Here is a 19,447-nt window from a genome sequence, read left to right on the forward strand (position 1 = left end):
GGCTATGATGCAGGCAAAAAGATCAAAGGGCGCAAGCGCCATATCGTAACCGATATGGTAGGCAACATGTTGGAAGGCATCGTGCATGGTGCTGACGTTCAGGACCGCGACGGTGCGCCAGATCTGATCGAGCGCGCCTGCCAAAACCACCCCACGGTGAGGAAACTCTTTGCCGATGGCGGATATGCTGGCGAAAAGCTGACAACGGCTGTGGCACATATCGAAGCACTGGCGATAGAAATCGTCAAGCGCTCCGATCAGGCCAAAGGCTTTGTAATTCTGCCCAGGCGCTGGATCGTTGAGCGAACCTTCGCCTGGCTTAATCGTTGCCGTCGGTTGGCTAAAGATTGGGAAGCCTCTATCGCCTCGTCAGAGGCATGGATGTTCATCTCGTCAATCAGGCGTATGACACGCCGTATCGCAAGGTTGCAATTTTGAGTCGGGCACTAAACGACATCCCAGCAGATAGTTTTGCAGCTATTGGTCCCTATAATAATTTCCACATTATACCGCAGAGGCGAGTTCAGCCTTATGGGTTGCCCCCAGCTTGCCTAGAATAGCTAACCCCTTCTCGAAATCCCGGCGCAAGACGAGATCAAATCCGAATTCGTCGCGCCATGTTTCAGCGATCTTTGTCTCTGCTTCACGAATCGTATCATCTAAGAGAACAGTAGCATTAGGCGCGAGTTTATCTGTAAGCGCTGGTAGAGCAGGATAGCGTGAATAAGAACCTGTATTTTCCGGCGGCCCGTCAACCATGAGGAGGTCAATAGCGGGCAGGTTCTCCGGTAGAGTGTACCATTCCCAAGATACGGCTAGACTGCTTGGTGTCGGCGGCAACCATTGTGACAACGGCGCGTACTTGATAACCGCAACGTCGGAAAAACCTTCGCGCTCCAAAAGGGTTGTGGTCCTTGCAGCATATTCCGCGTCATGGTCGAAGCTAAATAGGCGTCCTTGCCCATTCGTCTTCAGCGCTGCTGCAATGACGAGCGAAGAAAGCCCCCCTCCGAGCTCAACAACAACGGTCGGCTTCTTTTCCAAGACAAACTCATACAGAAAGAGTAAGAGATCGGGCGAGGCGGCCCAGCCCCGCGTCGTGGGAAACGGATGGCGCGTATTGAGGACACGCGTAAGTGTAGCTAAAGCCTCATGCTGCCGAAACGACATACGCTCAAGCGCCTCGATTTTTCTCACAAATGTTGTCATGCGCGCTTGGAAAGCGTCGCCGCTCTTGATAACTGCGGTCTCAAGTGCTTCCTGCTGCATGTCTATCTGGCACGATAGCGCATCCAACGATTGGCGAACTGCCTGAATGCTGGCCTCATTCACTTTACCCGCGCTCAGAAGTAAATCCACCTTGTCCCCCAGCGCTTTTACATCCACACTTGTCCCATGAATAGTCTGCCTCTGAAGTAACTTGTTCAGCGCGTCCCTGCTGCCTCGTGTCAACCAAGTGATCATTAGTTGTGCCCTTTTACTTTGACGCCGCCACACGGCCAGTCAATTGTTCTCCACCAAACCATTCGTCAAGTTGATTAACCGTCCGCGCAAGGTCGAACTGTTTAGTGGCTTCGGTCTGCATCGCCATCATTTTTTCTTTGCACGGCATACCGGCTGACAAGCTCAAAATCGCATCTGCCATCTGCTCAACTGTGTCATAAACATTTTTGCTGCCATAGATAGACCTTGCGCCAGGCCAATTGATAACGACAGGCATCGCGCCCGAGCATACTCCCTCGGCTACAGCCGTATGACAGCCCTCGGTTTCGGAGGTGGATAGGATGAAGCCGACTTGACGATACCATTCCGCCATATTGGCGCCTGGACGGTCGAAAATCACAGCTTTGCGCAGTTCTGCATCTTTCTCCAGCGAATCAAATGTGTCCATGAACTTTTGGCGCTCAGCCTCATTGTTCTTCCATATCCAATCAAACTCCCATGGCATCACTGAACGGATGCGCATACGAAAGCGTGAATCTTTGTGCCGGAGGAGGCGCAATATATTGAGTGCCCGGTCGAAACGTTTATGATAGAAACCATTTATCCCTACAAATCCAAGCGTTCTTTCAGCGCCAGGGTATTTGCTACGTTGGAACTGTTCAGCGATGCAGTATTGCGGGAGTACAATCAACCGATTTTTTGGCCAATCGAAGTCGTTGATACAAATATCACGAAAATACTCGCTAACGACGATTGCACCGTCAATGGCTGTGATGACAACCTCGCGAGGAAAGGGGGTAAATGCTTCATACCGATGCAATCTGATGAAAAGCTTCTGATGCGGCAGTTTGTGCTTGCTGTACCAGACAGCTGCGCCGACGCACCATTCGCAAAAGATGACATCTGCCTGAGCAAGGAGCTCCTTGCTTAGCTTTTCATTATGTTCCGTCGACGACGCCCAATTGTCGTACAGAAATTCATACCGCCCAGATTCGCCAAGCCAACGCAGTGCGCCCTTTAGAAATTTCAGATCGTGGGAAGCAACCAGCACCTTTATCTTCGCAGGACTCACCATTCCCAAGTCCGGCTTGCGTAATCGTAATGCATTCTTCAGCCTTTCCGCAGCCGACTCATAGGTGAATTTAGAGGCTACCTCCTTGCATTGCAGGCGGATTCGCTCATGCCGATCACGATCAGCAGCCACACACTTCGCAGCGGCAACCACATCATCCATTGTGGTGGCAAAATAAGGATAGTCCTTCCCGAGCAGGCTTTCATAAGCGGCGGTACGATTGACAACCGCTGGGACACCCATGTAGGCAAATTCAAGAAATTTCGTGGAGATTTCAAGCGAGTCATCTAGCGCATCGGTGCGCCAGCACAACCCAAGGTCATGGCGTCCCGCCTCGGCTATCGCCGCTTCCCGCTCCAAAGGTCCGAGCCACTTCACCCCGGGAGTTACGGTAAATTTCTCCAGTATCCTGCTTCGGAAGCCATGGTCAGATACCTCATTGTGGACCTTGTCACCGATCATCGTCACCGTCGCGGCAAGGCCCTCTTGTGCGCAAACGTCTGGTATTTCGAAAAAGGCTTCGACGTTCCAAGTGATCGAATACTTCCCCGAATAAATGAAACGAACTGCCTGTTCATCGTCATCCAAAGGCGGCATAGTCGTATCAACCACTACGGGCTTGACCATGGGGGGCAGGACACTGGTCTTGTTGCATGCAGCCGGAAACACCGCTTCGAGTAGTCCGCGCTGGGTATCGGTCTGCACGATCAAGCCTCCGGCCTTCTCAACGAGTTCTCCTATCTCGGAGCGGTTTGTAGCGATTTCGAGCGGCGGGCTTTCAAGCAGATAAGCCCACAAACGTTGCCGCATCCGTTCCGCTCGCGCAAGCCGTAACGCAACATCGGGCGCACGGACCACTATACGATCAAGCTCCTCTTCCGCATCCAAGAGCGCGATAATTTTCTCTATGGCCTGAGGATTACCCGGTTGTGGGTACTGCTCTGTGATCTCGGCGTAATCTGGACAGCAAACAATGCGCACGTTTCCAATTCGCTTTAGTGCAGGAACAACACCCCGTTCCTCCACCCTAGTTCGACTCAAAACCACAACGTTGCAGTTGGGCAGGCCAGAAAGCACTTCCGCGATACTCTGAACCCAAATAGTCGAACCATCGATCAGATTGAGGTCGACATTAGCATAGATGAGTACTTTCATGAATCTCACTTGATTGAACAAACATTATCTGTCAAATAAAATTTAACTAGGGCATTTACGTGATGCAAGCTACAGGTTAATTAAAATAGTAGTCTGAGGAGTCGTATGCGCAGGCGAGCAAAAATCGGGTATCTGAGCATACTGAATAATCTTCGATATCTAAGAGCGCTGAATCGGTGGCAACTGTCCATATCAGACCGTACCACGGCTGTAACGCTGTCATTAGCTAATGGTGGCTCTACCGAGGGGAAAGCTTTCGCAGCTTTTGTCCAATTTTACGATGATACCGGTCAGTTGATTTTGCCACCTTACCAAGGCTTTGACCATTCCCCCCACGGAATCGCCTATTTTTATGTTTCCGGCGGTGAAGCCATGACTCCTGTCGTGACCACCCGTTTTTTTACCCCACCGCCGCGAGCTACGACATTACAAATCGAGTTGCGTTCATGGATGTTCCGGGCGCGCGCTCGACTTGCAAACGACGTACGGGTGATCGAAGATGGAGACGTTGACCAGACGTCGGCGCGCCCAAGCTTGCATCGCCTTTTCATATCGGACCGCACACAGGCGATCACACTGTCACTAGCAAATGGCCATCAAGGAGGCCCCAAGGCTTTCGTTGCGGCCGTCAAGTTTTTTGACGAGAAGCGAAAACCGATTTCACCACCGTATGAAGGCTTTGCCAAATCAACTAGATTTCCCGCCTACTTCTATGCGGAAGGGGGCCAGATCGATAAACCATCTGTAATCAATTGGCCTTTTGTCCCGCCAATGGACGCTACAGCGATGGAGATTGAGCTATATCCTTGGCAAGTCGAGGAGGAACCCCATTTTGTGTTCCCACCAACTCCGGTTTCCAATGTGCTAGGTGAACCGCGGCGGCGAACGGTGGCGATGCTGCGTCAGAATAATGAGACGGATACATTAACAGTCAATCTTACTTTTCCGCCAATGGGATCTCAGATCGCAGAGCGTATTGACAATGGCCAGCTTCGGATAGTCGGCATCATTGGGGAAGAACTTCGGAACAAGTTAGGTGCCCAGATTGCCGACCCTGCATTGCCGTTCGATGGTTACGATAAAGACTGGGATAGTATTGATCCTAGCCATCTGATCATTGATACTACCTGGTTGTCGCAGGCATTTGGTTGGGAGCACGCCCTGACCTTACGTGATCCAGCAGCGACTGTGGAGATGGCCATCATGCTCGAGAAAGCGCGGGCTGCTGGCATTTGTACCGTGCTGGTGGAACCGGAAAGTCTACATCGCTATCCGTTGCTGTCAAAGATAGCTTCTCTGTTCGACATAACACTGAAGTCCGGTGATTCTTTTCCGAATGCCTGTTACTGATACCTCGTCACCTAGCTGTCACAAAGACTGTGCTGTGTAACCAAGAGTCTCGAAGTAGGGATTTGATCTGGCGCACCGAATACCGCCCAGAACCGACGTAGGATTTTCCCGGTCACAGGTGAAGCCTGAGCAGCTTAAGGTCGAAAAGCTGCACTAGATAACCGCCAAGCTGAGAGCGAGTATGGTATATTAAAAAGGCTGTCTCCTACTTTGCTAAGGGCCTGATATGAAGTTCGCATTCATTGCAAAATACTGGTAAACTTGAGCGTGTTAACGCTTGCCGCCTCGAAACTGGGCCGGTTTACCGAGCCTGTAGAAACGGCTGAATGTACGCGCATATCCTTCGTCCGGGTTTATGTACCAAAGTTCGGAGGTAATACCATTTGGAACGATGCGCCCCAGACGCGGATGACCCAGGAATGTGCCGACAAGGCATACGGCGTCCCGACGATCAAAATCCCAGTTGTTGATCAATGGCGCATCCGCCAGTTCCTCGGGATCTGGATGTTCTCCATTAAGCAGGCGTTCAAGATCATGAACAAGCGCTTTGAGGGCCTTGATTTCTGCTGCAAGCCTTTCCCGGTTGAACGCGCCATCATTTGCGATAATTGCCATGAGATATTCCTTTCATTGAATATGGGGGATCGTTCGCGTTCGAGCCGCCGAGCGCGTTTTGGAATGAATCCGGATTGTTGGTTGGGCTGGGCGTCGGTCGGGGCGGCCGCTCAGGCCGGACCGGGTGTGTTCGTCTCCTGAGACCTGCTATCCGCTATGCTCATCATGGCTTGACCACTTTGCTGATCCTGTCGCTGGACAGCATCGTTGAGAATGGCGGTGACGGTTTCACCTTCCAGAACGCCATGTTCGAGCAACGCCTCGGCAAGCATCCTGTGCGCTGCCGCGTAACGGACAAGTCCGTGACGGGCGGCGTCATAGGCTTTTTGCAGCCGCTCATCGACACGGTTCGTGACAGGATGCTTTTCACGGAGCAGTTCTCCTCGTGCCACGCCGTCGCAAAACAGCAATGGGCGCTCTCTGGCAAAGCCATATGTCGTCTCCATTGCCAGCGCCAGATCAGTTGCATTGGAGAGATCACTTCCCGGTCGCATCCCGGAGCCGACAGAGACATCCCCAAGAACAAGCTCTTCCGCCGCCCTACCCGCCAGCATCACGGCAAGATTGTCTTCGCAATCCTTTTCCAGCAGAACAAGCTTGCGACGCTCCGTTGCAAAACCGAACCCCACCTGTTCTTCAATGCTCAGCGTCAGCGGATGGCCAGTTTGCAATATATGAAGGATGAGAGCATGGCCTGCCTCATGCACTGCCATGCGCCAGCGCTCTTCCGGTAGAATTGATCTGCGATTGCCGGTAATGCCATTTTCAATATCCTTCCAGGTAAGCTGACGCTTCTTACGACGTGCCTGCTGGCGAGCCTGACGGACAATCCGCTCGATATCGGCTCCGGTCATGCCCTGTGCCTTTAACGCCAGAGAACGCAGATCGCGCAAACTCTTGAGACGTTCATCTGATTTGCAACCTGTCATCGCTGTTGCTCCATCTGTCGTGTTTCCAGCACAGCTTCAAGGTCGGCACCCAGATGATGCGCGAGAATGCCGACCAGTGCATCCGTGTCAGGTTTTGGTATCCGGACATGGGTTTCCAGCCGTCCGGACCGTAACAATGCCTCATCAATATCGTCAGGCCGGTTGGTCGCGCCCACAATGACGATGCCTTCCTGTCTAACTGCGCCATCCATCAATTCGAGCAGTTGATTGACGACAGCGTTCCAGTAATCTGCATAATCGCGGGATGGATCCTGACGTCGCCCGATACTGTCGATCTCATCAATAAACAGGATGACCGGAGCATGAGACGCCGCTTCTTCAAACGCACTCTTCATGCGTAGCAACACATCACCAAGATGGCCCATCCGCAGCCATGTCGCGATAGACGTTGCAAGGACAGGAATACGCAGGCTGTTACACAGCGCCCGTGCAAATGTGGTCTTGCCGGTGCCGGGCGGGCCGGACAGAAGCAGCCGTGTGCTGATGTCAGACCAGACGAGCGATCCTGACGTCCACAATGCAAGGTCATCCTTGAGCGCCAGCGCCCATTCAACCGCCTCGCCATAGCCAGACAGAGTCTCCACGCACAGAGCCTGCGTGTGACGAACGAGGCCCTCCACTGAGCCAACGTCATCATTGCCATCATCGAGCGGTTCAGGTTCAATCAATCGGCTGTCGGAAACAATCTTCCTGCCATGCCGACCGCGTTCTCCAGTCGAGAACGATTTTTTGTCATCGGCCTTATCCTTCTTTTTATCTGCCTCTTTCTGCTTTTGCTTTTGCTCCTGCACCGGGCGTGCCTGCTTTCCCCCCTCCAACTCCCATTGGGCCAGCAGATAGGCGAAGGTTTCCTGGCGTGTGCTGGCTTCCCTGAACGAGTGTCTCAACTCACGTAATGAACCGAGTGTAAACTCCTCTGGAAAAACGGTGTCGGCATCGTGTGCAGTCACCGCATCGAGCAGCCTGTTGAGAAGAGCACCATCAAGCGGACCGGTATCAAGGACAATATCTGCCGCCACTTTCAGCCTGGCCGGAATCTCGTATTGCATATCAACGATACCGAGAAGCCATTCGCCACGCGACAGTGCATCCCCAATGCTGTCTTCATCGATCAGCGCCAGTTTCTCAAATCCATCAGCATCAATAGTATTGATAATGACATCTGCCGGACGGAGGCGGCCCCTTGTCCGCTTTAACTGCCGGATTGTTGTCGTTCCCCAATGCTCGAGAGGTCGCACCACAACGTACCCGCGATAAAGCCGCTGTTCACTCAACATCCGGAGCAGAATATCTTCGAAGCCTTCGATATCGGTGCGCACGATAACAAGCCCGGATCGTCTGCGTGAAAGCTCCATCAAGTGGTTTTGCCCAAAACTCCCCTCCTCCAGAGCCCGTGCCAGCAAATGGCACACTGCGATTTCACCAATATCCGGCTCGACATGAAAGCAGCGCAGGAGTTTCAAAAGATATGTTCGCTCGACGGGAGCATGGGGCATGTCGCTCAGGAACATTGGAAATGGCAGTGAAAGGGCAAACTGATCTTGCACGCTGGAAGCACTCAGATTGAAGCCCGCACCCATATAAGCGTTCAAGACACGCAGATCATGAACCGGATGACCGGTCAGATGTAATACTGGTCGATCTGTATCACCCGGATCAGATGACTGTTCCGGCATATCGAAGCGCATCACGAAAAATCCATCAACGTCGACTTCAGTGTGAGACAATAGATCGAGTTCGCAGAAAACCTGTCGCACGTCGCGATATAAAGCATGTTTCAGGCGGGCAAGCAGATGCCGCCCAAGCCGGCTTGCGCCGGGTGGTGAAGTGGTCATGAAGCGACCTCATGGATAGAAGAGTGAATTCCTAAGCATATCCCGAAAAGCGGCAACCGGCTTTGGGATCGAGGCAAGCGTACAGCAAGGAGATAGTGCGGCTCCAGCGACTCCGTTTTAACCCGGACCGTTCCAGTAGCATCTCATCAACGCGATGCGTTATCAGGCGTCAGGATTTGAACTTGCGGTAAAGACGCATTATCGATGGCTTCGACCGCAATCTTCGCAATCTCTTTATCAATCAGCCGTGCTTGCTCTGCTTCCGTTTTTGCAAATGTGTCGCCAATCCCTACGATGAGTTCTTCTCTGAGCGCTTCCTGCACATTAAGGGCTTTCTTTGCGATCCCCGGTACGCCGATCAGACGATCAAGATCAGCCAGTGCCCAGATCCCCTCCTCGGTCTGGCTTTCATCGAGCAACGGATCAATCAGCGCGAATTCATATTGTTCGATGTCGATGCCATAATATTGTGACGCCAGACGTCCCCACATGGATGGTGTGTTCGATGCTGCAGTGCGCCACTGACACAAGGTCTCTTTGTGCACGCTGATGCCGTAGACCATGCTCAATACGCGGAGTTGTTTCTGTTCCGCATCATAATGCAACAGATCAAAAGCATACGGCCTTGCCGGAAGCGTTGAAGCAGCAATCTCGATGTCGGTTTTAGCCGGAGCTGATTTTGACGCAACAGACTCAGTCACATGATTAAGCGTATCACGCGTAATCGGCATAGACCGTGCCGGTGCCGTATCACCAGAAACCTTTGCCCGCGCTGATGCTTCTTCGATATGCCCAAAAATCTTTTCGCCTTCATTCCAAATTGCCCAGCGCAAAAGCACATCCCGCACCGCCCTTTTTCGGCTGTCCCGGTCATGGGCCCGGTCAATCCGGTTAAAAAGCCAGGACAAATGGAGAGAGGCATTGAGTTCCTGCTTGAAACTCCGCACGGGAATCTTGTGCTCGATAAGATCGATATAACCGACGACCGTTTCTGCAAACATAAGTTCTCCTTCCCCGGAGCGATGCAATCGCCGGAGCCAAATGGGTGTGAAAGATCGGCCGCGCTTGCCTGTGCAAGCAGCGTCAGATTTTAAAGACAGCAAAGACCGTGACGTTGCGCGCGAACGCACACGACCAGAGCGCCAGAAAGAAAGTTGGGAGTTCGGGCTTTAAAAAGCACCGAACGCGTTAGGGACGGAAATTATTTCCGCTGTCGAGCCACCATGCTGCCGACGAGGAATTCAGGGCGCAGATCTTTTAATCCGGGACGAATGTCGATAATGTTCAGCATAGCTTGGCTCCTGTTGTTGGCAGGCTAAGTTAGTCTCCATTCTGGTGTTCCAGCACCGGAATGGAGGCGTCTGATCAATCAGGCAAAGTGACTATTGCAGGATCTCAAACGCGCTGCAAGGATCCAAAACGAAAAAAGATCCCAAGACAGCATTTTTATCTAAGTCCCGGATATCACCGGCTTTTTCGATTTTGTGCCTACGGCTTCAAAAGCCAGTGGCTGTAAGGCTTTTGTATCTGTCAACGACAGATCAGCATGATTAAACAAGGTGAGAGTTATCCACAGGCGGGGTTCAGAAGCCAGCTTAAGCAGCAGGCCATAGGGCTCATTGAGCGAAGCAGCCTCACCGGAAACAAAACATGGATTTGAAAAGCTCCACGGCCGAGCACATTCCATGCCTTACTCCAAACGGCGTTTGCCGCTGAATCAGAAAAATCATCTCGGGTAACACTCTTCTCGAATTCTGAATCGGATGACTGCAAATTATTTCGACTTGAAACGCGTTGCCGACAAATCGAAAGGACGTGCCTGCACATTACGCGCCCCGACCGGCTCACCAGTTCAAACCCGAGATTTCCGATTCAACTGCAAACGGCGTTTTACGAAGTAATGGGGGGAGAACAGATAAAAGGAACAAACGCCGTTTGTGAAACGAACCGGTTAAATTCCCCTGTCGATGATCCAGCGCAGCTTTTGACATCTCGGAATGCTACATAGTGGGTTGGCCCTACACTATTGTGTAGCCAGTCCGGGAAGCTCGAGGTGATCGGCGGCCTTGTGCGAGGTGGCAAAGGCCAAGCAGTTGCCGTCATAGTGCATGGGCGCACCCAACATGGCCGAGGAGCCGAGCCGTGCAAGTTGCCAATCCGCGAGGTGAAAGGCGTACGATGACGGCGTTGGCAGGCCAGCTTGACGTTCGTATCAGAAGCATGTCGTGATATCTGCCTAAGCGCTAACTTTCAAGGCCCCAGCCAAGACGCCGCTCCGATGATGACTGCCGTCAGACTGGCTTTGCGAAAGCGCGTAAGCCACCCAACATATCTTTTATCGGCGTGATGGGCGATTTTCCGTATGAATCATGCGGAGAGTCCTATGAATGAGGATATGAATCATTCCCAGATATTTGAGGTTTTGACGGCGGAACCCGTGCGAAGCAGACGGCGGCCGCGTGACTGGTCGGATGACGAGAAGGCGCGTATTGCTGCCGTGTCATTGCAGGCTGGAGCCAACGTCTCGGCGATTGCACGGTCTGAAGATCTGGATCCCTCGCAGCTTTATGGATGGCGTCGTAAGGCGTTTGCGTCTGGTGTTGCTTCGCCAGCAACAGCGGGAACGAACAGCCTGTGTTCAGAGCGTAAGCCAGCTCATTGACAGCCTCGCACCTACAACCAGCATACTCGGGCGGGCCAGATCAAAAGATCGATCAGTTTCCACTCCCCGCCCGTCAAATCACTCGGATAGCACAATTCAGCGCACGTGTATTTCCCACGGTTCGACGCAAAGCGTTTCCTGCGAGCCGTTCGCAAACACCGTTTGCGGCTGAATCGGAAAAGCCGTCTCAAACAACGCTCTTCTCGAGTTTTGAATCGGATGGCTGCAAATTATTTCGATTTGAAACGCGTTGCCGACAAATCGAAATAACGTGCCTGCATATTACGCGCCCCGACCGGTCAGCCATTTCAAACCCGAGATTTCCGATTCATCTGCAAACGGCGTTTTATCAAGTAATGGGGGGAGAACAGACAAAAGAACCAAACGCCGTTTATGAAACAAACCAGTGAAATCAGGTGGCCACAGCTTTGAAAGCCATCTTCATTGTTCCGGGTCGTCAGCGCCTTCATGAGGTACCAAATGCACTTTGCGCCTGAAATCCCACCCCCTTTTGGTGTATCTGTCAATCAGATCATCAATGACATCCAACGAAGCGTCTTTATCGAAGCCCTGAGCTGCCAGCCCATCAAGCAGCATATCAATCAGCTTCTCCATCCCATCCTGATTGCCAGACCTCATCGCTTTGGCAATCATGAAATGCAGGAACACCCGAGCAACGTCGTCTCGTGTCGGTTTGCGCTCCGCTCTCAGACGATCCCGATATTCTTTCTGCCGCTCCCGCTGCTTGCGCAAGCGTTCTGCCTGCTGCTTGTTCGATACCATTCCCCCTCCCAGTTGCCCGCTAACAATTAAATTCTGAGTTCAAGACCTGTCGGCGCAAGGCGTTTTCCCCGGCCCTGCCCGCAAACGGCGTTTACAGATGAAACGGAAATCTCAGGTTCAGCAACGTTCGCCCGTAACTTTGCAACGCTCTTCCCAAGTTTTGAATCGGATTACTGCAAATCAGACTAAATCTACGTGACTTGTCCGCAATCTGGATTGATCTGTCTACACGTCGTTTTGCCAGTCCCGCAATTCCAGATATAGTGCCGGAAATTTATTGCAACCTATATCGCTCGAAGGCGACCACCGCATCCACAACCCCATTTTCAGATCATATCGATAAAAATGCCGCCCAACATCAGGCCGGGCGGCACGAAAAAGTGCGGAGTTATCTCAAACAATTCATAGAGATCGCATAGTGGGGCGATCTCTATGCCAATCAGAACTTCACGTTGAACGAAGCATTGAAGCCGTTCTGAGTGGTTCCATTGCCAAACTGCCCGACATAGCTCAGACCGAAAGTCGAAGTCTCGGTAATGGCAACATCAAAGCCTGCCTCCAGAAGGGCTGCATCCTTGGCGATTGGCGCGCCCTGCACGGTGAATGCAGTGCCTCCAATAAAGGCTTGCGTGGATTCTGGTGTGATATCGCCGTATGCGTGCCTCCAGCCGATAGTGCCTTTTAGATTGGCAGTGGTTGCACCGAGCTGGAGAGGCGTAGACGCACGCACACCCAGAGTCGTGAATGTCGTATTGGTCGTTTCGCTTTCAACCGTAAGTGCGGACGCCCCACCCTTTTCCGTATAGCCATCTGTGCGCAGTCTGATGTGTGACAGGTTCGCGAATGGTTCAAGTGAAACGGGAGCGACATCGATACGATAACCGACTTCGCCAAATGCCTGAAGAGTCCGGGCATCGTAATCCGCAGTCAGGCTATCGCCATAGCCCGCATAGAACGTCGAACGGGAAGAATCCACACCATGCCATGTGTGAATAAGTCCGGCCCTCAGGCCGAGCGCTCCCCATTGGTTGCCACCATAGACACCCAGATGCCAATTGTCGCTTGTAGCTGAAGCATAACGGCCCTTGGCATCAAGATCCGCCTCACTGTAGCCTCCAACAAGCCCGACGCGCCAACCTGATGCAAACCCAACATCCAGACCAGATAGGAAGCCACCTGTCGAGGTCTTAAGACCACCTGCATTCGAGTTCCCGTCATGGTCGATCCACGAACCGAACCCAGTTGCCCAAAATGCATAATTATAAGAAGGCTGGGCAATGCTAGCATCATCAATGGCAGCACCCGCACCTGTTTTCGCTGATTGAGCGAATGAAAGCACAGGCATTGCTTTCGCGCCAACACCTTCAAATGCCGACCGCAAGCGGTTGTTGATCGCATCCGCTGTAAGATGGGCAGTTTCAATCAGACCGGTCTTGACCGATGCGTTCGCATCGCCGGAAAGATGATGGAAGGCTTCACGTGCATCTTCAACCGAAGACAGTGCAATAGCCCCTGCAACGCCATGAGAAAGCGGCAGTTGGTCGATTGCATTGGCGACCCCTACCTGATTGGCAGTCTGAGCAATCGAACTGAAACTGGTGCTGTTCCGTTCAACCGTAAGGGTAACGTCTGTTGCACTTTGAGCAAGACTGGTATCAAGGAATGCGCTTGGCTCGGCCAAACTTGCGGACTGGAACTGCCCGTCAATAGCACCAGCAGTAAGGATCGTATATGGAGAGGCCAGCTTATAGCCGTCCATCGGCGTTACGGTGACAATACCGTCGAGATAAGCGGTGCCAGCCACCGTTACCAGATCGGCGTCGCCGCTGAGATCGACATCCACCTGATAGACGGACGAAGGCGTCAGATTGAGATTGCCGCCTATATCAACACGACCGATGGAATTACCCGGCGACAAAGTACCACTACTTCCGAGATTGCCACCAATACGCCAGTTGCCACCAAGAATGGATGTATCATCCACGTTCACATCGCCGCCGACCACGATACGATTGTCTATCGAGCCACCGGTGGTCGAGGAACCGCCAGCAAGATTGACGTCGCCGCCAATCGTACCGCCTTGACTGCTGAATGAATAGCTGGTGCCGGTGCCATTAAGATTACCAGCAATATTGGCCTCACCTTCAAAGTCGACGCTACCGCCTTGGAAGCCGAAGAAGTTGCGGACACCGTGCAGCAGGCCAGCCCAGTTTGCACCTTCTTCCAGCGTCACATCCGTGCCACCGCTGGATTTGGTATCTACATCGATAATATCGCCCTGGGTTGTGGAGCCAGCCCCGAGAGTTAACTGAACAACGCCGTCAGCGCCATCCGCACTACGATTGACGCGCAGAAGCGTGCCATTGTTCTGGGTGGCAACAGTTCCTTGACCAAGAGCTATATGCTGGGTCTTTCCAGCCTGATCAAGCTGCGAAACGAAGGTTTCCTGAGCGGAAACCAGGGTTGTCTCATTGAGAGTAACCGTCGCATTATCGAGAAGTCTAATACCGGCGGCGTTGGAGGACTCGAGATATGAGTTGGAAATCGAGATCGCGCCACCTTTCTCGGCACGCGCAGCTTCCGTGCTTTCGCCCGCCACGATGACATTCACATCATTGGCGGCAATTATCCCGCCAACAGTGGCTTTGTCATTATTAGCCACCAGGCCAAAGCCACCAGTGCCCGAGGTGCGAATGGCTGTCCCATCAAGAAGGATTCTGGAATCACTTTCCGCAAAAGCGCCAAAACCATTGGTGCCCGTTGTCATGACCGTAACGTTGCCTGTTGCAGAGATACTGCCCCCAAAAACAGAGTGAAGACCGAAAGCGTCACTGCCTGAGGTTTTGATCGTCCCTCCGGTCAGATTAACGGTGCCCTCTCTGTTAGCTGCATCCTCGCCTGCCTGAACGCCATGAGCCTTAAGACCGGTGGTCGTAATATCCGCACTGCTGGTAACTGTGCCGCCTGTGGCGCTGAGAATACCGTAGCCACGCTCACCAGTTGTATTGATCGCACCACCATTGAGAACGATAGTGCCATTTGCTTTGGCGTAAGCACCAAACGTCCAGGATTCTGATGTATTGATTGTAGTATTATCTGCTGTGATGGAGCCATCTGCGCCTGTAGCGAAGAGGCCATGGGCTTTACTGCCGATAGTGGCGATACTGCTATTATTAATCGTGATGCGGCCCTCAAGGGCTCTAGCGCCATAGGCGGATGCTCCCTCGGTTGAGATGCTTACATTACTTGCCTCTACCGTGGAAAGATGGGAATAAAAGCCTGATGCTGAATTGCCCGACGTATTAATGCTGGTATCGGAAATATCAACATGACCGCCATAGGAAGCATAGGCACCAAGTCCCCATTCACCTATTGTGTTGATCGAAAGATTCGAAGCATTAATTATCGATCCTGCTTCCTGAGAAAGAAGGGCATATCCATAAAGGCCTTCAGTCGAAACGCCACCATCAGCGATAGTAATTATACCGCTACCTTCGCCCTCGTAATCAGAAAAGGCAAAGACTCCCCATCCCGACTCACCGGTTGTGGAGATCGTATCGTTCTGACTTACAATATTAACCACGCCTTTGTTGCCTGAGGCAAGTAGACCATATGCGTTTTTACCGGCGCTTATAAAGGTGCTACCGGTGGTCGAAATAGTCGCACCATTGGTAGCATAAACACTAGCCGAAGGTGAGCCCGTTGTGCTACCAGCAGCAGATAGATTGACTGTAATCTCGTCACCGAAAGCACTGGAGTTATTTCCGTCAGCTGAAAGGCCCGAAACTCCAGATTTTCCGTCTACATTAATTGTTAAATCATTTACAGATGCGAATCCCTCAAGCACCCGCACACCCCGCGCCGACGAAGTAGCATTGGTTTGCGTAATCGTGCCGCCACTTAACAAAGCTTCACCTTTGGTGACGAGCAAGCCTGTATTGTTTGTGCTTTGCAAAATAGTCAGATCGTTGCCAGTAAGCGACCCACCCGAAATGACATCAATACCAGCAAAGCTTTCCGAACTAAGCGTTTGCTCGTCATGTACAGTCAACTCCTGCGCGTTGGCCACACCAGACATTAACCCCGTTGCTAGCAACAGTGAAAGCGCTGTCGAATTGATAAGCGCCCCATGTCTGCGCGATCTGAAACTTGACTCCAGATTGCTGTTTTTACTTTTATTGGCTTCCAAGCTCGTCATAGACCCCCCCAAAATGCCGCCATAAGATCATGAATACACTCAATGGTAGAGCTAGCATTGAAGCTGGTTGAAGCCAAGTGTTTTCAACTAAAATATAAAATTGAACGGAAACTGTGGCATACACGCTACACGTAAGAAAGCGGCGCACTAAGAGGTGCAATCTTTTCCCATGAATTGAAGGAGGCACTATGGGACAAGTTCACCATGGGAGCGCCACGACGACAGCGGCAGTACTAGATTCCCGTTCGGCGCTACCGTTATAGGGGAAATAAGTGGATCCTCCGCAGCCAACCCGTAACTAACCGCAACAAGCTACATCCCTGTTGCCAGCGATAGAGAAAGTGCCGTGGAACCTAAAACGCGAGCCAGATCTCTGGATATTATAGACGTAGACTACCCTTCAGAACTTGTCCGCATTGTAGACACACATGATTGCATGATTACGGGTGGAGATAAGAAAAAGCCTTGCGCATGTGTGGCGCCCGCCATTGCAGCGGCGACAAGCTGCGGGCTGGTTTCGACCCCTTCCACCACGACTATTGGAGCTGCGCATTTTGCGAGCCCAACCATATGATGGAGACTGGTCCCAGCCTCTTTGGATTCCTTGATGTTCTGAACAAACAGAGCATCGATTTTGACAATATCGACCTCTAGGCTTAGTAATTGTTCCGGCGTAATATGCCCCCGCCCGAAATCATCTATTGCAATTCGACAGCCAAGCTGGCGCGCTTGATGGAATGCCTTGTTTGCGTTTGTCACATTAACCAAGGGGCGAGTTTCTGTGACCTCGAGAATTAAACGGTCGATGAGGTAAGAACGATTCTCAAGCTGGACTTTGATTGGAAGCCAAGCAGCCTCATCCGCAACACTATCTGCGGAAATATTGCACCCGAGAACCGCTCGAGAATCCGCAGCAAGCTCATCCAAAACAAGCTTGACCATATGGCGATCCAAGATGGGCGTACTACCCCGGCTATCCAGTACAGGAATAAAGTCGCCCGCATTGTGGACACATCCATTACGCGCCAACAAGCGCGCGAAACATTCGCCATATAACATATGGTCAATATTTGCGACCGAATGAACCCCCTGAATAGCGACATAAATACGATTATCACAAATCGCATCTATTACCTCTGATTCCAAATAATCACAAAGTATTTCATGACGATCCATCAATAACGCCCCCCACAGTGGGACGTTGACAATAATGAATCCAAGGGAATCGACACCTGTAAAAAGCCCCCCCCCTATTCGGAAAGACACCATCTATTAAATTGCGCATGCGAATGCCCCCCATCTTCCCCAAATTCACCACATCTTGCTAGATGAATCTGCCAAGAACAGCTCTCACAAATGTCCGATTAAATCGTAGAATAAGGGTTCTCTTTCTGTCAACCAAATAAAGAAAGCTCTAAGCTCGACTTTGTACATTAAGCAGCGAAGCAAAGCGCCTCGGCCATTCGTTTGATGCGCCCTGGCGGTATTTTATGTATGTCGCGGTGAAACGTGGACTGTCGATAAATATCCTGCTCCCATAAAACCATACGAACAGCCCCGATTGCATCAGAGAATGTGCAGTTGGTCTTTTTGTACCATGACGCGGCGTATGGAAGCCTGTTCGGACGGAGTAGATCACACGCCCATAGTGTTACGAGGGTGTAGAATGCCATCAAAGACGGTGTCGTACGCAGAATGGCTTTGTCGTTCCACTGTCTTTGCGTTTCCACACCAAGATGCGCACGGGTCTCGGCAAAAGTGACCTCGATCTGCCAGCGACGAACGTAGAAGGTAATGATCTCCACAGGATCAAGATCCGTATTCGTACTCATGAAGGCCTGCGGTTCGCGGCGATTAGTTGGATCGCGAACGATTACCCAGCGAATGTGTTTGGGTGGTGTTCCTCGTCGATACCAAAGTGCTGTTCCCGACGTGATGTCGAGAACTTTGTTGGTTTGCCTGGCATACCACGACGATACTGCAATCTGCTCCCATTGGGTCTTTGGGTCCTTGAGAAGAGCCTTTAGTTTTGGCAATGGCTGCCCCTTTTGCGCTGGCCGTCCAAGTGTGTGCTCATGCCTTTGAGCCGGTGCTGCAAAAAGATTAGCATCGAGGCGCAACCGAGTGATAAGCGTAGCCCTGTCTGGAAGTGCTGCGGCCAGTGTATGAACCGCAAAGCTGCTATCGCCGACAAAAATAATCTGGCGACCTGGCAGCCAACGACATATCTGCAGCAGGCCTTGCCTTGCCCAATCGGTCAGCATCTTGTGCCTTCGGAGCATCTTTTGGCTATATCGTTCTGAAGGGCACAGGATTGTCAGCACAGGCATCGCTTTGATGCATTTTGCCCAAGGCACCGGAGAGAGAACCATAAAACTCAGCCACCGCAATCCACTGGCCTTGACGAAATGGCCGTGGCTGGAACGTATAGGGTCTCGGTATATACCTCGAGCAGCAATACGCTGACCCCAACGTCGTTCTATTGTATCGTCCATTCCAATGACAACGGGGCCTTCGGGCACAAGCCGTGCCACAACAATAGATAATAAGTGTTTTGCCAGCAAGCGTGGGTTCCAGCGAGCCCGATTGAGAAACTGGTGATAAGTGGCAAAGTTTGTCACATCGGCTCGACCAGTGATCCGCAGGCATGACGTTACCGTTCGTTTACCTGGTGCCAGAAGCGCTCCCATAACAAGGACGAGCAGGTGGTTCCATGTTGGGGCTGTGAACCCAAAACGAAAAGGTTCAAGCCATTGGTGAAGACGATGAGGAACCGCATCTCCGGCCTCATTATAGCATTCATCTACTTTGGTCATGCATCAGTTCGAATCCGATCAGACGTATAACGCAAGATCACAAACTGCGGCGAATTGATTCACCAAAGAAGCGCAATGAGGCACTTAAAATCGATGCCAATTTTGTACAAAGTCGAGCTAAGTGCCCGACTCAAAATTGCAACCTTGCGATACGGCGTGTCATACGCCTGATTGACGAGATGAACATCCATGCCTCTGACGAGGCGATAGAGGCTTCCCAATCTTTAGCCAACCGACGGCAACGATTAAGCCAGGCGAAGGTTCGCTCAACGATCCAGCGCCTGGGCAGAATTACAAAGCCTTTGGCCTGATCGGAGCGCTTGGCGATTTCTATCGCCAGTGCTTCGATATGTGCCACAGCCGTTGTCAGCTTTTCGCCAGCATATCCGCCATCGGCAAAGAGTTTCCTCACCGTGGGGTGGTTTTGGCAGGCGCGCTCGATCAGATCTGGCGCACCGTCGCGGTCCTGAACGTCAGCACCATGCACGATGCCTTCCAACATGTTGCCTACCATATCGGTTACGATATGGCGCTTGCGCCCTTTGATCTTTTTGCCTGCATCATAGCC

At 51.9% G+C, this 19,447-nt stretch carries 15 protein-coding genes; 3 read left to right on the plus strand and 12 right to left on the minus strand.

Going from position 1 to position 19,447, the window contains the following annotated elements:
• On the plus strand, window positions 1-438 hold a 438-nt coding region (locus tag DKP76_RS18255), incomplete at its 5' end, for an IS5 family transposase (protein WP_109708082.1).
• Between the two features lie 66 nt (window positions 439-504).
• Here DKP76_RS18255 and DKP76_RS18260 read toward each other — a convergent pair.
• Window positions 505-1,464, minus strand: a complete 960-nt coding sequence (locus tag DKP76_RS18260) for an O-methyltransferase (RefSeq protein WP_109708083.1) — start codon at window positions 1,462-1,464, stop codon at window positions 505-507.
• A gap of 13 nt (window positions 1,465-1,477) precedes the next feature.
• Entirely contained in the window at window positions 1,478-3,670 is a 2,193-nt protein-coding gene (locus DKP76_RS18265; protein WP_109708084.1) for a glycosyltransferase family protein, read from the minus strand.
• A gap of 105 nt (window positions 3,671-3,775) precedes the next feature.
• On the opposite strand from DKP76_RS18265, the gene DKP76_RS18270 reads away from it, so the two are divergent.
• Window positions 3,776-5,020 carry a hypothetical protein gene (locus DKP76_RS18270; RefSeq protein ID WP_109708085.1) on the plus strand — a complete coding sequence of 415 codons (1,245 nt, stop codon included), beginning with the start codon at window positions 3,776-3,778 and terminating at the stop codon, window positions 5,018-5,020.
• A 270-nt stretch (window positions 5,021-5,290) separates the two neighbouring features.
• Here the strand turns inward: DKP76_RS18270 and DKP76_RS18275 are convergent, their stop codons facing one another.
• The 5 genes from DKP76_RS18275 to DKP76_RS19110 all read right to left on the minus strand — a co-directional run bounded on the left by DKP76_RS18275 (window position 5,291) and on the right by DKP76_RS19110 (window position 10,107).
• Window positions 5,291-5,635 carry a DUF6634 family protein gene (locus DKP76_RS18275; protein ID WP_109708086.1) on the minus strand — a complete coding sequence of 115 codons (345 nt, stop codon included), beginning with the start codon at window positions 5,633-5,635 and terminating at the stop codon, window positions 5,291-5,293.
• Window positions 5,636-5,745: 110 nt separating this feature from the next.
• Window positions 5,746-6,564: an ATP-dependent metallopeptidase FtsH/Yme1/Tma family protein gene (locus DKP76_RS18280; protein WP_109708087.1), complete on the minus strand. Its 819-nt coding sequence runs from the start codon at window positions 6,562-6,564 to the stop codon at window positions 5,746-5,748.
• On the minus strand, window positions 6,561-8,273 hold the full coding sequence (locus DKP76_RS18285) for an AAA family ATPase (protein WP_245410288.1): 1,713 nt from the start codon (window positions 8,271-8,273) through the stop codon (window positions 6,561-6,563). Before DKP76_RS18285 ends, DKP76_RS18280 begins: the two co-directional genes overlap by 4 nt.
• A 293-nt stretch (window positions 8,274-8,566) precedes the next feature.
• Window positions 8,567-9,421: a hypothetical protein gene (locus DKP76_RS18290; RefSeq protein WP_109708089.1), complete on the minus strand. Its 855-nt coding sequence runs from the start codon at window positions 9,419-9,421 to the stop codon at window positions 8,567-8,569.
• Between the two features lie 449 nt (window positions 9,422-9,870).
• Window positions 9,871-10,107 (minus strand): hypothetical protein, encoded by a 237-nt coding sequence (locus DKP76_RS19110; RefSeq protein WP_146198954.1) that lies wholly within the window; start codon window positions 10,105-10,107, stop codon window positions 9,871-9,873.
• Window positions 10,108-10,815: 708 nt separating this feature from the next.
• On the opposite strand from DKP76_RS19110, the gene DKP76_RS18295 reads away from it, so the two are divergent.
• Entirely contained in the window at window positions 10,816-11,082 is a 267-nt protein-coding gene (locus DKP76_RS18295) for a transposase (protein WP_245410289.1), read from the plus strand.
• 441 nt (window positions 11,083-11,523) lie between these two features.
• On the opposite strand, the gene DKP76_RS18300 is transcribed toward DKP76_RS18295, so the two are convergent.
• The 5 genes from DKP76_RS18300 to DKP76_RS18320 all read right to left on the minus strand — a co-directional run.
• Window positions 11,524-11,865 (minus strand): hypothetical protein, encoded by a 342-nt coding sequence (locus tag DKP76_RS18300; protein WP_109708091.1) that lies wholly within the window; start codon window positions 11,863-11,865, stop codon window positions 11,524-11,526.
• 439 nt (window positions 11,866-12,304) lie between these two features.
• Window positions 12,305-16,063: an autotransporter domain-containing protein gene (locus tag DKP76_RS18305; protein ID WP_109708092.1), complete on the minus strand. Its 3,759-nt coding sequence runs from the start codon at window positions 16,061-16,063 to the stop codon at window positions 12,305-12,307.
• Between the two features lie 393 nt (window positions 16,064-16,456).
• A complete protein-coding gene (locus tag DKP76_RS18310) occupies window positions 16,457-17,239 on the minus strand; it encodes an EAL domain-containing protein (RefSeq protein ID WP_158279472.1) in 783 nt (260 codons plus the stop codon).
• A gap of 257 nt (window positions 17,240-17,496) precedes the next feature.
• Entirely contained in the window at window positions 17,497-18,879 is a 1,383-nt protein-coding gene (locus tag DKP76_RS18315; RefSeq protein WP_109708094.1) for an IS701 family transposase, read from the minus strand.
• Between the two features lie 130 nt (window positions 18,880-19,009).
• Window positions 19,010-19,447: IS5 family transposase (locus DKP76_RS18320; RefSeq protein WP_109708095.1), on the minus strand; the 438-nt coding region annotated here is incomplete at its 5' end.

The organism is Falsochrobactrum shanghaiense (genome assembly GCF_003149535.1).
GTDB lineage: Bacteria > Pseudomonadota > Alphaproteobacteria > Rhizobiales > Rhizobiaceae > Brucella > Brucella shanghaiense.